This is a genomic window from Rhodococcus sp. W8901, from assembly GCF_013348805.1.
GTDB lineage: Bacteria > Actinomycetota > Actinomycetes > Mycobacteriales > Mycobacteriaceae > Prescottella.
In genome coordinates this window covers 4,895,397-4,910,255 of the sequence record NZ_CP054690.1, presented here as the reverse complement: position 1 = coordinate 4,910,255, position 14,859 = coordinate 4,895,397, and the positions used below count along the sequence as shown (strand labels likewise).

Here is a 14,859-nt window from a genome sequence, read left to right as displayed (position 1 = left end):
CGGGGAATCGGGGATATGGAAGTACAGGACTACCTACGGATCGTGCAGACACGGTGGAGGATCATCGCGCTGACAACACTGGTCGGCATACTCGTCGCGCTCGGAGCCTCGCTGATGTCGACACCGATGTACCAGGCATCGTCCAGGCTGTTCGTCTCCACCTCCTCAGGTGCGTCGGTCAACGAGGTCTACCAAGGCAACCTGTTCTCGCAACAGCGTGTCGCTTCCTATACCAAACTGTTGACCGGTTCCACGCTCGCCCAGCGCACGCTCGACAAGCTGGGGAAGTCCGACCTCACTGCGGAGCAACTGGCCAAGAAGGTCAAGGCAACCTCGACGCCGGACACCGTCCTGATAGACACCAAGGTGACGGATGCATCTCCCGAGGTCGCGCGCGACCTCGTGAATGCACTGTCGGACGAGTTCGTTCTCATGGCAGAGGAACTCGAGAGCATGGAGGTCGGGAAGCCTCCGATGGCCCGCGTCGTGGTGGAGCAGCACGCGTCGACTCCGTCCACTCCTGTGAGCCCCAAGACAAAGCGCAACCTGGCACTGGGCTTCGTCGTCGGACTTCTCGGCGGCATCGCCCTCGCCGTCCTGCGCGACCGCCTGGACAACACCGTGAAGAGCCGTGAGGTGCTCGACGAGCTTGCCGGGGTCGGTCTGGTGGGTACGGTGCCGTTCGACAAGGATCGGGAAGAGAAGGCGGCCATCGCTTTCCAGGACGGGTATTCGGGCAGCGCCGAGGCGTTCCGTGAGCTGCGCACGAATCTGCAGTTCCTCGAGGTGGACAACCCGCCCCGTGTCATTGCGATCACCAGTTCGCTTCCGGGAGAGGGAAAGACGACGACGGCGATCAATCTATCGCTCGCGATTGCGGAGGCCGGCTACTCGGTGGCTCTCGTGGACGCGGATCTGCGCCGCCCGCGTATCGCCAAGTATCTCGATCTGATCGGGTCGGTCGGTATGAGCACGGTGCTGGCCGGGCAGGCCGACATCGACGACGTGTTGCAGTCGACGCCGTTCCCGAACGTCTCGGTACTCGCGTCCGGTCCGCTGCCGCCGAATCCGAGCGAGTTGCTCGGCTCCACGCATGCCGAGAAGTTGTTCGCGGATCTGCGCTCGCGTTTCGACTTCGTCATCATCGATGCCTCGCCGCTTCTGCCGGTGACGGACGCGGCCGTTCTCGCGGTCAAGGTGGACGGCGCGTTGGTCGTGGTGAAGCACGGGCAGACCAAGCGCGAGCAGGTCTCGCGGGCTATCGGCAATCTGCGCAGCGTGGGTGCGACCGTCCTCGGCACGATCCTGACGATGACGCCGGCCAAGGGCAAGGGGGCGTACGAGTACAAGTACTACTACGACTCGGATGCGCCGGTGCAGAAGGTGGAAGATGCCCCGGCGAAGGTCGATCCCGCGCCGCTAGTCGCGCAGGCGGGGCAGAAGGTCGAGTAGGGCCTCGTCGATCTGACTGCCGACGTCCCCGAACACGATCGCGCTGCGGCCGATCGGGTCGGGGACGTCGACGTTGTCGGGTCGGGGGACCTGACCGCGGACCGCTGCGAGGTCGGCGACGGTGGCCGATCCGGTCGCGCGCGCCAGATGGGTCGCCTCGAGCAGCGTGAACGTCCGCTTGAGCTGGCGCGGTGCCGTGCGAAGCACGGCGTCGCGGTGGGACTCGGTCATCGTCAGGATCAGGTCGGCGGTTCCCGCGATCGCCGGGTTCAGCTGGCGCGCCGCGAAGCCGTCCGGCGTGCCGCCGAGGTTCGAAAGGATCTGTGCTGCCGTCGGTTCCATCGGGCCGCCGACTACCGCTCGGGTCCCTGCGCTGGATGCGGCCAGATCGGTCCGCCCGGTGCGGGCCGACCAGGCGGCGGTGAGCCGCTCTGCGGTGGGGGAGCGGCAGATGTTGCCGGTGCAGACGAACAGCAGTTGCATGGGGTGAGTGTAAGGCGGCTGTATAGACTCGGCTCGTCCAGCACGCGGCTCGCGCGGCGACCGTTTGCGACCACGATCGAAGGCGGCTCATGGGTGGGGTTCTGGGAGTTTCGGTGGGGGCCGGATTCGTTCGTCTGGTGCGATCCGATTCCCCGGACGGATCCGGTGAGTTCGAGTACCAGGCGATCGAGGTCGGTGGGCAGATCGCGGAGGATCTGGCGGCGCAATCGGTCGGCGTGATCCTCGCGGAGGCGGCCGAGTCGGGATCGGCCGTCGGCGTGGGTATCTCCTACAGCGACGAGGGCCAGGCCGCTGCGCTCGACGTGGCGATGCGACGGCAGGGTGTCACCGGCTTTCGCCTCGTCCCCGAGGTGACCGCGGTACTCGAGCAGTTGCGCGGTGTCGGCGATATGGCGGAGTTCCGGACGGTCGTGCTCTACGACCTCGGTAGTTCGGGGTTGACCGTCAGCGTGGTCGACCGGTCGACCGGAGTGGTCGCGGCAACGGAGCGCACCGACGTCCTGTGCGGCGACGACCTGATCGGACTACCACGTGAAACATTCGACAGCGTCGCGGTTCCCGCGGTCCAGCGTTCGGCAGACCTGGTGGCCGAACTGATCGTGCAGTCCGGGCACAGGCCCGACGCCGTCGTGCTTCTCGGTGGCGGAGCCCATCTGCCCGTGGTGCGGGCCGTGCTCGAGTGGAGGCTCGGTCTGCCGATCGTGGCGCCGCACGCGCCGGAACTGGCCGCTGCCCGCGGCGCCGCGTTGCTTGCGGCGCCGGTGTCGGCGGCCGGGCCCGCTCGTCCACGGCCGTCCACCGCGCGCGGGCGGCACCGGCAGGCGGTCTCGCGGCGTCAGGTCAGCGGTGCCGGTATCGCCGGGGCCGCGCTCGTCGTCATCGCCGTCGTCGGGTTCGGACTGGGCTACGGCAGAACCCTTTTCGGTCCGGATGCGGCAGCCACCGCCGACACACCCACCTCGGTACCGCCGAGTTCGTCGACGACGGTCCAGACCTCGCTCCCGTCACCCCCGCCGCCGTCCGAAGCGCCGACGACGCCGCCGTCCGAGCAGGGCGCGTCGCAGCCGGTCGGGGGCGGTGGGGGCGCCCCGGCCCCACCGCCCCCGACCCAGCCCCGTCCGGCGGATCCACCGCCCTGGTGGGAGATCCCGGAGCTACCCGGGATCCCGCCGCTCCCACCGCTGCCGCAGCTCCCGCAGTTGCCGTTGCCTCCGGTGGAACTGCCACCCTTGCTGCCCCTCCCGCGGCTCTGACGGGCGGTCGGTCAGCGCGCGTGACGCCCGCCTGTACGCCGCCGCGGTGACGGAGAGGCGAGCCGGGGCCGGGCGAGGAGCGCGGCGATCCCGGTTGTCAGGGGCACGGAGAGCGCGAGTGCGATGCCGCCGACCGACGATCGGACGATCTCGATCGCCACGGCGTCACCGGTCAGGACGTCGCTGACGGGTCCACCCGCGACGCTGAACAGCAGCAGGAGCGGAAGCGCACCGCCGGCGTACGCGAGCACCAGGGTGTAGACCGTGCTGGCGATGTGGTCGCGTCCCACCCGCATTGCGGAGGTGAAGATGGTTCGCCGGGAAGCGGCCTCGTCCATCGACGCGATCTCGAAGGCCGCCGACGCCTGCGTGATCGTGACGTCGTTCAGCACACCGAGCGAGCCGATGATGAAGCCGGCCAGGAGGAGTCCGGTGATGCTGACCTGCTGGATGTAGGCCTGCACGTTGGTGTTCTGTTCCTCGGACAGTCCCGTCAGATGCGTCACCCGAATCGCGATGACGGACAGGACGGCTGCGACGAGCATCGAGGCGAGCGTGCCGAGCAGAGCCGCGCTGGTGCGTAGATTCACGCCGTGCGCCAGGTAGAGCACGGCGTACAGGATCACCGCGCCCGAGACGAGTGCGACGGGCATCGCCGGCTTTCCGTCGAGCAGTGCCGGCAGCGTGAAAACGACGAGGACGCCGAAGGTGATCCCGAGTCCGAGGAGCGCCCGCGCACCCCGCCACCGGGCAACCGCGATGATCGCGACGGCGAACGCCGCGACGACGAGGAGCAGGGGAAGCCCGCGGGAGTAGTCGTTGAACGAGTAGATCGGGGTGCCGGACGAATCCGTCTGCCGGACAAGCCGGATGTGCTCACCGACGCTCAGATTCGGTTGCCCCGGACCGGGCACGATCTCGAGCAGCGTCCGGGTTCCCTCGTTGGGGCCGGAGTCGATCGTCACCAGGCTGCGTCGGCAATCGAACGAACTACCGGTCGGGGGAGGTGTGGGATCGCCCGGAAACGCCCGGCCCGCAGACGGGCTGCCGCACGGTGTGATGTCCTGTGCGACGACGGTGCCGGCCTCGGTGGTGACGGCTCCACCGCCCGCGTTCTGGAACGGCAGCGGGATCTCGATGTGCTGCTTGCCCGGCCACAGGATCGCGGCCGCCGCGACGACGGCGATTGCGATCGCGACGAGCAGTCCGACCACAACGCGTGCAGCGGTCGGGCCCACCGGGAGCGGGCCTTCGAAATGGCCGTGGCCGTGGCCATGACCGTGGAGGGCTTCGGATGTCATCGGATCGGCCTCTGCACCGGATCAGGCTAGCGGTGGCGGTGGCAAGCGACGGTGGCGGGGAGCAGGGGGGGGCGTCCCCGCCACCGATACCTCGTCGCCCAGGGGGGAGGGGGCAAGACGAGGCGCTTACGGACACTCAGAGGTGCCAATCGGTCAATCTACCCATACCGGGGCGATCCCGCAGGGTTGAGGGAAAATAGCGTGTCGGCCCACCATGCGATCACCTGGATCACGTTCGGATGCAGGTGCTTCCGAGGTATCGGGTGCACCTGCATCCGGGCCGGGCGGACAGGTCCGACGGGCTACTGCTTGTAGCTGGACAGGAAGTTGCCGAACCGCTCGATCGCCACCGCGAGATCCCGCGCCCACGGCAACGTCACGATGCGCAGGTGGTCGTGATCGGGCCAGTTGAAACCGGTGCCCTGGACCATGAGGATCTTCTCCTGCAGCAGCAGATCCTGCACCAACTTCTCGTCGTCGTGGATCTCGTAGACGTTCGGATCCAGCCGGGGGAACGCATACAGCGCGCCGCGCGGCTTGACGCACGAGACGCCGGGAATCATGTTGAGCCGCTCCCACGCGACGTCACGCTGCTCGAGCAACCGGCCGCCCGGCAGGATCAGATCCTCGATGCTCTGGTGCCCGCCGAGCGCAACCTGGATGGCGTGCTGACCCGGAACATTGGGGCACAGGCGGGTGGACGCCAGCAGATCCAGACCCTCCAGGAACCCGGCAGCGTGGTCCTTCGGGCCGGTGATGGCGACCCAGCCGGAGCGGTAGCCCGCGACGCGGTACGCCTTCGAAAGCCCGTTGAACGTCAGGCACAGCATGTCGGGCGCGAGCGTGGCCAGCGAGATGTGCTTGGCGTCGTCGTAGAGGATCTTGTCGTAGATCTCGTCAGACAGCAGCAGCAGCTGATGCTTGCGGGCCAGGTCGACGAGCTGCGAGAGCACCTCCGCCGAATAGACGGCGCCCGTCGGGTTGTTGGGGTTGATGACCAGCAGCGCCTTGGTCTTCTCGGTGATCTTGGACTCGATGTCCGCGATGTCCGGGTTCCAGTCGTTCTGCTCGTCGCACAGATAGTGCACCGGGGTGCCGCCCGACAGGCTCGTCATCGCGGTCCACAGCGGGTAGTCCGGAGCCGGGATCAGGACCTCGTCACCGTCGTCGAGCAGTGCCTGCATCGTCATCGTGATGAGTTCGGAGACGCCGTTGCCGAGGTAGATGTCGTCGACGTCGAGCTCCGGGAAGCCGGGCACCAATTCGTACCGCGTGACGATCGCGCGCCGTGCGGACAGGATGCCCTTGGACTCCGAGTAGCCCTGCGCGTACGGCAGAGCCGCGATCATGTCGCGCATGATCACATCGGGTGCCTCGAATCCGAACGGGGCTGGATTGCCGATGTTGAGCTTGAGGATTCGGTGCCCCTCGGACTCCAGTCGCGCCGCGTGCGCATGCACCGGCCCGCGGATTTCGTACAGCACGTTCTGCAGTTTGGTGGACTGCTCGAGAGCGCGCTGCGGCCGACGGTTGCGGACGGAATCTGGAGTGCTCACGCAACCATGATTCCACTCGCGCGCAAACGGAAATCGGCCGCCCACGAGCGGCCACTCCGGAGCGGCGCCGAAATCGGACATGTTCGGCCTGGTGGGGGCGCTGATCGTGGGTGTCGGGACGCGTGCGGGAAAGGTCCGTCGAGGCCCGTGGACGTGACGGACGCCGCCGCGCTCACGACGCCGACCACGCCCGCCACCGAACGTCGCCGATCGCCACGACCGGACCGGCGGGGCGCATCGATCGGTACTGCGGATACTTCGCGACCAGCGCGTCGATCGCGGACCGGCCCTCGCTGCTGTCACCGGACAGGATCCGTGCGGCGCCGTCGACGCGGACCCACCACAGTCGCGTCCAATCGTGGTCGTAGTGGTCGACGATCAGGCTGACGCGTCCGGTCGCGGTGATGTTCGCGAGCCGACGCAGCCGGCGGGTGCTCTTCGGCTTGTCGTCGACCGCGGTGTAGATCGTCTCTCCGAGCACCGCGAAGACCACCGGCACCACGTGCGGGTCGCCGTCCTCGGTCACCGTCGCCATGCGGGCGATCGGGGCGTCGGTGAACCGCGGGGGCAGCTGCGCGGGCATGAGGAAACGGTACGTCGCGCGGCGGTGTCCCCGCGATATTCCTGGCTAGGGTGTGCGCATGACATCTGCCGCTCGAACCGTCGCCCCCTACGGCTCGTGGACGTCGCCCATCGCGGCTGCCGACCTGGCGGCCAGCGGTCACCCGGTGGACGGAGGCCGGTTCGTCGGAGATCAGGTGTGGTGGTCGGAGCAGCGCCCCACCGAGGGCGGCCGGACCGCGATCCGCCGGCTCGGACCCGACGGTGAACCGGCCGACGTCCTGCCGGTCCCGTGGAACGCGCGCACCCGCGTCCACGAATACGGTGGCGGAGCCTGGACGGTGGCCCGCGACTCGGTGCTGGTGTTCGCCGAGTTCAGCGACCAGCGGCTGTACCGGTTCGACCCGCGCGTCGACGCTGCGCCGGTGCCGATCACCCCGATGTCGCCCACCCCGTCCTCGGACCGCTACGGGGATCTCACCATCGTCGGCGACGAGGTGTGGTGTGTGCGCGAGGTCCACCGCGGCCCGTCGCCGATGCGCGACATCTGCGCGATCCCCCTCGACGGATCGGCCGCCGGCGACCCGGCCGCGGTGCGCTCGATCGTCGGCGGCTCGGATTTCCTCGCCTACCCACGGTTGTCCCCGGACCGGACCCGGCTGGCCTGGATCGCCTGGAATCACCCGCAGATGCCTTGGGACGGAACCGAACTGCGTGTGCTGACGCTCTCGACCGGTCGGGTCGACGTTCTGCTCGGCGGCGCCGAGGAATCCGTCCTGCAACCCGAATGGGTCGACGACGCGACACTGCACGTGATCAGCGACCGCAGTGGCTGGTGGAACCTCCATCGCGTTGCGCTCGGTGACGGCACCGTGACACCGATCTGCCCGACGGACGCCGACTTCGGCGCCCCGCTGTGGCAGCTCGGTGCCCGCTGGTACGCCGACCTCGGCGACGGCACCCTGCTGACCACCCGCACGGTCGGCACCGACACCCTCGCCGTGCTCGATCCCGCCACCGGTGCGCTCCACGACATCCCGCTCGACGGCATCTCCTCGGTGCAGATCGCGGACGTCGACGGACGGCGGATCCTGTTGCGGTGCGGCGGAGCCCGCGTCGCCTCCGGGCTGAGACTGCTCGACCCGGACAGCGGCGAGCTCACCGACGTGCGAATGTCGGTCGACGACCTGCCGGACGTCGCCTACCTGCCCGAGGCGCAGTCCCTGACCTTCCAAGGCCCCGAACGCGAGGTCCACGCGATCGCCTACGCGCCGCGGAACCCGAACTACGAGGCGCCCGACGGCGAACTGCCGCCGTACGTCGCGTTCGTGCACGGTGGCCCCACCGCGCACGTCGCACCGGCCGTGCACCTGGTGTACGCGTACTTCACGAGCCGCGGTATCGGCGTCGTCGACGTCAACTACGGCGGTTCGAGCGGGTTCGGTCGTGAATACCGCAACCGGCTGCGTGGACAGTGGGGGATCGTCGACGTCGAGGACACCGTCGCCGCCGTGCGGGGGCTCGCCGACGCCGGTCTGGCCGATCCCGCGCGTCTCGCGATCGAGGGCGGCTCGGCCGGCGGCTGGACCGTGCTGTCCGCCCTGACCACGTCGGACGTGTTCGCCTGCGGCGTCTCGTATTACGGCGTCGCCGAACTGGTCGAGTTCGTGAAGGAGACCCACGACTTCGAGTCCCGCTACATCGACGGCCTCATCGGACCGCTGCCCGAGGCCGCCGACCTGTACGCGCGGCGGGCGCCGGTCAACAACGTCGACGGGCTCTCCTGCCCGGTGCTGCTGCTGCAGGGCCTGTCCGACCCGATCGTCCCGCCGTCCCAGGCCGAGCGATTCCGTAGCGCGCTGCTGCGCAAGGGCATCCCTCACGCGTACCTCGCGTACGACGGCGAGTCCCACGGATTCCGGAAGCTCGAGACGATCGTCAGCGCTCGGGAAGCGGAGCTGTCGTTCTACGGGCAGGTGCTCGGCTTCGAGACACCGGACGTGCCGCGCCTGGAGCTGTGGCGGCCGTAGGGCGCTCGTCGCACGTCACACACTTTCTGTCGGCATCACACACGAACTCGATGGTGAAAGGATGTGTGACGCTGGCAATCGGTGTGTGATTCGGTCAAGGACGCGGAGTGTGTTCGACGCGTCCGTTCGGAGGCGGTGAGAGCCGGGCCCTCTTGACGGCATCACGGATCCGTCGGGCGACCACGTTCGGGATCTCGAGCTCGTCCCAGGTCCACCGCACCACCTGCCAGCCGGCGTCCCGGATAGCGTTCTCGCGGCGCTTCTCCGCCCACACAACGTCCGCCGGAACCTGTCCGTCGGGGACGAGGCGGCCGTACTTGCCGCGCCCGTCGAATTCGCCTACGACACCGACCTCCTCGAACAGGAAGTCCACCCGACCCAGATGATCGCCGTCGGCGGCGTAGAGGTTCGGCTGGCAGCCCGGGACCGGCAACTGTTCGCGCAACATCAAGACCCGACTGCGGGATTCACCGACGCTCTCGGAGCGTCCGTCTAGCTGGTTGAGGACGCGGTGGACGCGGCGACGTCCGGCATGCGGTGCAATCCTGTCCGCCGCAGCGGCCACGTCGTCGGACGTGAGTCCCGTCGCATGGAGCGCGTGATCACCGACGATGACGGTCTGCTCGAACGGCAGCGTCCGCGCGAGATCCGCCACCGTCCGCGCCACGGTTGTCACGGCGAGTCCGTCGACCTCGGTGACCTCGTCGGGCTGCAGTGTCGCGGAGTGGACGTGGCGGTGCCGAGTGCGTCGGCCGCCGGTCGGACGGCTGCGGGTCAGATGCGCGACGGCGAGCGGGGTGTTCCATAGATCCAGCCCATGGATGACGGCCGCGGACTGGTGGCTGAGAACCGCATCCGTGGATGCAGCCTGCAGGGTTTCCACGGCCCGTAGCCTGTGTCGTTCGTAAGCATCCAATGCGTCGAACTCGGCCCGTGGGGCGTAACGCCCCGGCCGGAGTCGCCGCCACGTCCCGGTCTGGCACTGCCTGCAGTTGATGGTCGGCGGCCCCGCGTCGCAGTGCCTCGGCGCGTCGGATGATGTGTGGGTCCACATCCGGCATCGTGCCGTCGGAGAGGCGAGGCGGACGTCGCTTGTGTGTGTTCCGCGACGAGGCTGTGGATAACCACCGAGCTGTGGACGATATGAGAACACACCCGTCATCTCGAGTCCACACACTTTTTCCACAGCGAACTCGTGTGTGATGCGGCGAAAAGGTGTGTGGCGTCGGGAGCGCGGAAACGAAAGCGCCCCCACCGCGTGAACTGCTCCCCGGAAGTTGGACTGGCCAAGTGAGATCGTAACGGGGCTATGCGGCAAGGGCCTGAGCCCGGTATTCAACCGGGCTCAGGCCCTTCAGCGTTGAGTGGCTTCGTTCGGTGTTGAACCATGCGATGTAGTCATCGATCGCGACGGTGAGAGTGTCGACAGTGAGGAACGTGGTGTTGCAGTAGAGCTCGTCCTTCAAATGCCCGAAGAAGCTCTCCATGACCGCGTTGTCGAGGCAGTTGCCCTTGCGCGACATCGACTGGATCGCACGCCCCTTCAGCAGTCGCCGCCAGGAAACATGCTGATACTGGAATCCTTGATCGGAGTGGACAATCGGCTTCTGCCCTCGGTGCCTGGTCTTCAACGCCCGGCGCAGCGACGTGTTCGTCAACGCGAGATTCGGGGAAGTTCCGTGCGCGTGACCGATGATCTGCCGATCGAACAGATCCATCACCGTCGAGAGGTAGACCTTCTGCTCGCCGACACGAAACTCCGTCACGTCGGTGACCCACTTCTGGTTCGTCCCCGTGGTCGTGAAGTCGCGCCTCAACAAGTTCGGGGCGATCTTGCCGGGCTCGCCCTTGAACGAGACATAGCGTTTGCGACGGATCGCGCAACGCAGCCCGAGTGTGTTCATCAGCTTCAGGACGGTCTTCTTCGACAGAACCCAGTCCTCGCGGCGCAGCCGCTGGTGGATGCGGCGATGCCCGTAGCGGCCGCCGTGCCGGTCGAAGATCTGCCGGATCGCGGTCTTGAGCTCCGCGTGCTTGTCCGGCTCGGACAGCCTGGCTTGGTGGTAGAAGAACGTCGACCGCGCAAGACCGGCGATCTTCAGCAACGTGGTGAGGGAATGGACGGCCTTGAGGGCAACGACGGCATTCACCTTGTCCGTCGTTTCTCCTCCATCAAGGCCCGCAATTTTCCCAGGTACGCGTTCTCCGCCCGGAGATACTCGACCTCACGGCGAAGACGGTCCAGCTCCGTCTCCTCGCCCGTGACCGTGCTCTTGGCTGGTCGCCCCTTCGGCTTCGGCCGCAACGCATCTTCGCCGTGAGCGCGATACTCCCGAACCCACCTACGCAGCAGGACAGGCGAAGACAACCCGCCTTCCTCCGCCAGCTCCGCGAGTGTCTCGCCCGCGAGGAACCGCTGCACAAGGTCCAGTTTCAGTTCGAACGGATACACAGCAGGCGTTGCCCTCTTCGACACCAGCACTCCTCTGCCTCGGACCCGCCACCGCTGGTGCAACCTACGAATCGGATCGCGGGGCACCTCCAACGACGTCGCTACGGCCCTCGAAGCCGCACCTTTCTCGAACAACACTACTGCTGCGATGCGCTGCTCTTGCGTCAGCGAACTTCGTCTATCCAAAACACTGACCCCCGGGAGTCTGAACTGATTTCTCAGTCCAACTCCCGGGGGTCAGTTCAGCGAACGGTGGGGGCGCTTGTCGTCAGGCGACTACTTCTTGCGGCCCGGTGCCTTGGCGCCGGCCTTGAAGCCCAGCGCGCCGGGCTTGGCCTGCGGAGGCGGAGGCGTGTTCGACGCATCCTGCTGGGGCGCGGCCTCGGCCTGCGGCTCGGCAGGTGCCTCGGGCTCAGGCTCCGCGACTGGCTCCGGGGCAGCAGGTGCCGCCGGTGCCGGTGCGGCGGCCGGGGCGGCCTTGCGGGCGCCCGGTGCCTTCGCGCCGGCCTTGAAGCCCAGTCCGCCCGCCTTGGGCTGCGGTGCCGGCTTGGCCTCGGCAGCCGGTGCGGCCGGAGCCTCGGGTGCGGTAGCCGCGGGAGCCTCGGCTACGGGCGCAGCCGGTGCCGGTGTGGCGGCCTTGGCGCCGGGAGCCTTGGCGGCGCCCTTCATCTGCAGGCCCTTGCCGCCGGGCGCCTTGGCCCCGCCCTTCATAGCGAGTCCGCCCGGCTTGGCGGTCGGTGCGGCGGAAGCCACCGGTGTCTCCGCAGCCGGAGCAGCCGGAGCAGCCGGAGCAGCCGGAGCGGCCGAATCGGCAGGAGCGGAGGGTGCGGGTGCGGCAGCCTTCGCGCCGGGTGCCTTCGCGGCGCCCTTCATCTGCAGGCCCTTGCCGCCCGGTGCCTTGGCCCCGCCCTTCATGCCCAGGCCGCCGGGCTTGGCGACCGGCGCCGCAGGTGCCTCGGCAGCCGGTGCAGCAGCCTCGGCGGCCGGAGCGGCAGCCTCGGCCTTGGCGCCGGGTGCCTTGGCGGCGCCCTTCATCTGCAGACCCTTGCCGCCGGGAGCCTTCGCGCCCGGTGCCTTACCGAGACCCTTCATCTGCAGGCCCTTACCGGCCGCGGGAGCGGCGGCGGCAGCAGCGGCCGGTGCCGTCTCGGCGGCCGGAGCCTCGGGTTCGGCGGCGGGAGCAGCAGCGGCGGCCGCGGGTACAGCGACAGCCTCGGCGGCGACCGGCATCTTCTCGCGCGGCTCGACCTTGATGTTCGCGGTGAGCTGTGCGGGATCGAGTCGCGTGACCGAGCTCAGCATCAGCTGTGCGACGTCGACGACCTCGACGCCCTCGCCCTGGCCCTGCTCCTGTCGGGCGGTGACGCCGTCGGTGAGCATGACGCGGCAGAACGGGCAGCCCGTCGCGATCTTCTTGGGCGAGGTGGTGAGGGCCTCGTCGACGCGATCGATGTTGATGCGCTTGCCGAGCTGCTCCTCCATCCACATGCGGGCACCACCGGCGCCACAGCACATGGACCGCTCGCCGTGACGCGGCATCTCCTTGAGATTCGCGCCCGACGCCTCCATCAGCTCACGCGGTGCGTCGTACACCTTGTTGTGACGGCCCAAGTAGCACGGGTCGTGGTAGGTGACGTCCTCGTCGAGCTTGGCGACGGGGATCAGCTTCTTCGCGCGCACCAGGCGGTTGAGCAGCTGCGTGTGGTGGACCACCTCGTAGACGCCGCCGACCTGCGGGTACTCGTTACCCAGCGCGTTGAAGCAGTGCGCACACGTGACGACGATCTTGCGCTTGTTGTCCGGGGTGCCGTCGAAGACCGTGTTCAGCAGCTCGATGTTCTGCATCGCGAGCTGCTGGAACAGGAACTCGTTGCCCGCGCGGCGAGCCGAGTCGCCGGTGCAGGTCTCCTCGGCGCCGAGGACCATGAACTTCACGCCGGCGGTCGCGAGCAGCTCGGCGACGGCCTTGGTGGTCTTCTTCGCGCGGTCCTCGTAGGCGCCGGCGCAGCCGACCCAGAACAGGTACTCGTAGTCCTCGAAGGAGTCCGCGTCCTGGCCGTAGACCGGGATCTCGAAGTCCATCTCGTTGATCCAGTTGAGCCGGTCCTTGGAGTTCTGGCCCCACGGGTTGCCCTTGTTCTCGAGGTTTTTGAACAGACCCGCGAGCTCGGACGGGAACTCCGACTCGATCAGCACCTGGTAGCGGCGCATGTCGATGATGTGGTCGACGTGCTCGATGTCGACCGGGCACTGCTCGACGCACGCGCCACACGTGGTGCACGACCACAGGGTCTCGGGGTCGATGATGCCGCCCAGTTCACCCTCGACCGTCTCGCCGACGAGCGGGCGCTCGGCCTCGGCACGCGCGGCTTCGGGGATCTTCGCGAGGGCAGCCTCGTTCGGCTTGCCGTCGGCGTCGACCAGGCCGACCTCGTCGCCACCCATGTCCTTGCGGCCACCGGCCAGCAGGTACGGGGCCTTGGTGTAGCCGTGGTCGCGCAGCGACATGATCAGCAGCTTCGGCGAGAGCGGCTTGCCGGTGTTCCAGGCGGGGCACTGTGACTGGCAGCGGCCGCACTCGGTACAGGTCGTGAAGTCCAGCCAGCCCTTCCAGGAGAAGTCCTCGATCCGGCCGGCCCCCAGGGTGTCGGTGTCGGGATCGACGTTCTCCATGTCCAGGGCGCGGCCCTTGGACATCATCGGCTTGGCGGCACCGAGGGCGACGTCGCCGTCGTCCTCACGCTTGAAGTAGATGTTCGGGAAGGCCGAGAAGCGGTGCCAGGCGACGCCCCACGTGATGTTGCGGCCGACCACGAAGAGCCAGATCATGCCGGACATCAGCTTGACGAACGCGAAGATCGAGACCATGACGGCGCTCGCGGGCAGCAGCTTGGCGACGTTCATGGTGAAGAAGTCGGTCCACGGGTTGGCATGCCCGTAGGTGGCGATCTTGCCGGCCTTCACCATGATCATGCCGAGGCCCTCGACCAGGACGACGATCTCGACGAAGTAGGCGGGGCCGAACTTCGAGCCACTGAAGCGGGAGAGGCGCGCCGGGATGCGCGGGTGGTTGAGCTGGCGGATCACGATCAGCGTCAGGATGCCGACCACGGTGCCGATGCCCAGGATCTCGTCCCACAGGTGCCAGACCCACGTGTTGCCGAACAGCGGCCAGTGGAACTCGGGGTTGAACGTCTGGCCGTAGGCCTCGAACCACAGCAGCATGCCGCCGAGGAAGCCGATCATCACCAGCCAGTGCGCCCAGCCCACGGTGCGGAACTTCTGCATCCGGGTGTGCGCGATGAACTCGACGATCATCTGCTTGAAGCGAGGGAAGAAGGGTCGCCAGCGGTCGGGCGCCGGCTGACCGATCTGCACGGTCTTCGCCATGGTCCAGGCCCCACTCAGGAATGAGGCCCAGCAGACAAGGCTCAGCAGCGCGCCGACGGTGCCCAACGTAATCGTCAGGGCATTCATGTCGATGCCTTTCGTTTCGGGGCAGCACGCGTGCCGCCTGGGGTCAGCCCACAGATCCTAGCGCCCGACAAGTTACCCGCTGGTAACTTGCGAGTACTACCTGTCGGTAACATAGCGCGTACCGTCGTTTCCTGCATCTTTGTCCGTGAAGAACCTTCCCGGGGGCACGCAGACGTCCGGCTCGAAGGGGTGCGGGGCGGGCTGGGCCCCGCCCGTTCGGGTCGGATTCAGTTAACGGTATGCGGTGCCGGTGTGACGTATGTCGTGTAGGTA

At 67.9% G+C, this 14,859-nt stretch carries 11 protein-coding genes; 3 read left to right on the top strand and 8 right to left on the bottom strand.

The window, feature by feature from the left end:
* Positions 1-15 precede the first annotated feature (15 nt).
* Positions 16-1,452, top strand: a complete 1,437-nt coding sequence (locus HUN07_RS23015; protein ID WP_114721482.1) for a polysaccharide biosynthesis tyrosine autokinase — start codon at positions 16-18, stop codon at positions 1,450-1,452.
* Here HUN07_RS23015 and HUN07_RS23010 read toward each other — a convergent pair.
* A complete protein-coding gene (locus HUN07_RS23010; protein WP_114721484.1) occupies positions 1,420-1,935 on the bottom strand; it encodes an arsenate reductase/protein-tyrosine-phosphatase family protein in 516 nt (171 codons plus the stop codon). The two genes, HUN07_RS23015 and HUN07_RS23010, sit on opposite strands and share 33 nt — an antisense overlap.
* Positions 1,936-2,072: 137 nt before the next feature.
* Here HUN07_RS23010 and HUN07_RS23005 point away from each other — a divergent pair, with 137 nt between their 5' ends.
* On the top strand, positions 2,073-3,209 hold the full coding sequence (locus tag HUN07_RS23005; protein WP_254622644.1) for a hypothetical protein: 1,137 nt from the start codon (positions 2,073-2,075) through the stop codon (positions 3,207-3,209).
* 11 nt (positions 3,210-3,220) lie between these two features.
* Here the strand turns inward: HUN07_RS23005 and HUN07_RS23000 are convergent, their stop codons facing one another.
* From HUN07_RS23000 to HUN07_RS22990, 3 genes are all read right to left on the bottom strand, one after another.
* On the bottom strand, positions 3,221-4,510 hold the full coding sequence (locus HUN07_RS23000) for a YibE/F family protein (RefSeq protein WP_174913113.1): 1,290 nt from the start codon (positions 4,508-4,510) through the stop codon (positions 3,221-3,223).
* A 302-nt stretch (positions 4,511-4,812) separates the two neighbouring features.
* Positions 4,813-6,066, bottom strand: coding sequence for a pyridoxal phosphate-dependent aminotransferase (locus HUN07_RS22995; protein WP_114721752.1), 1,254 nt, complete (start codon positions 6,064-6,066; stop codon positions 4,813-4,815).
* A gap of 172 nt (positions 6,067-6,238) precedes the next feature.
* Positions 6,239-6,649, bottom strand: a complete 411-nt coding sequence (locus HUN07_RS22990; RefSeq protein ID WP_174913110.1) for a TIGR03668 family PPOX class F420-dependent oxidoreductase — start codon at positions 6,647-6,649, stop codon at positions 6,239-6,241.
* A 58-nt stretch (positions 6,650-6,707) separates the two neighbouring features.
* On the opposite strand from HUN07_RS22990, the gene HUN07_RS22985 reads away from it, so the two are divergent.
* The gene (locus HUN07_RS22985) at positions 6,708-8,657 is read left to right on the top strand and encodes a S9 family peptidase (protein WP_174913108.1); all 1,950 of its coding nucleotides are present in this window, start codon (positions 6,708-6,710) and stop codon (positions 8,655-8,657) included.
* Positions 8,658-8,751: 94 nt separating this feature from the next.
* On the opposite strand, the gene HUN07_RS22980 is transcribed toward HUN07_RS22985, so the two are convergent.
* The 4 genes from HUN07_RS22980 to HUN07_RS22970 form a co-directional block, all read right to left on the bottom strand.
* Positions 8,752-9,540 carry a hypothetical protein gene (locus tag HUN07_RS22980; protein ID WP_174913106.1) on the bottom strand — a complete coding sequence of 263 codons (789 nt, stop codon included), beginning with the start codon at positions 9,538-9,540 and terminating at the stop codon, positions 8,752-8,754.
* Between the two features lie 424 nt (positions 9,541-9,964).
* Complete coding sequence (locus HUN07_RS27155) at positions 9,965-10,807, bottom strand: IS3 family transposase (RefSeq protein WP_254622520.1); 843 nt, start codon at positions 10,805-10,807, stop codon at positions 9,965-9,967.
* The gene (locus HUN07_RS27150) at positions 10,804-11,133 is read right to left on the bottom strand and encodes a helix-turn-helix domain-containing protein (RefSeq protein WP_254622519.1); all 330 of its coding nucleotides are present in this window, start codon (positions 11,131-11,133) and stop codon (positions 10,804-10,806) included. Before HUN07_RS27150 ends, HUN07_RS27155 begins: the two co-directional genes overlap by 4 nt.
* A 252-nt stretch (positions 11,134-11,385) precedes the next feature.
* The gene (locus tag HUN07_RS22970; RefSeq protein ID WP_174913104.1) at positions 11,386-14,586 is read right to left on the bottom strand and encodes a (Fe-S)-binding protein; all 3,201 of its coding nucleotides are present in this window, start codon (positions 14,584-14,586) and stop codon (positions 11,386-11,388) included.
* Between the last annotated feature and the right edge of the window lie 273 nt (positions 14,587-14,859).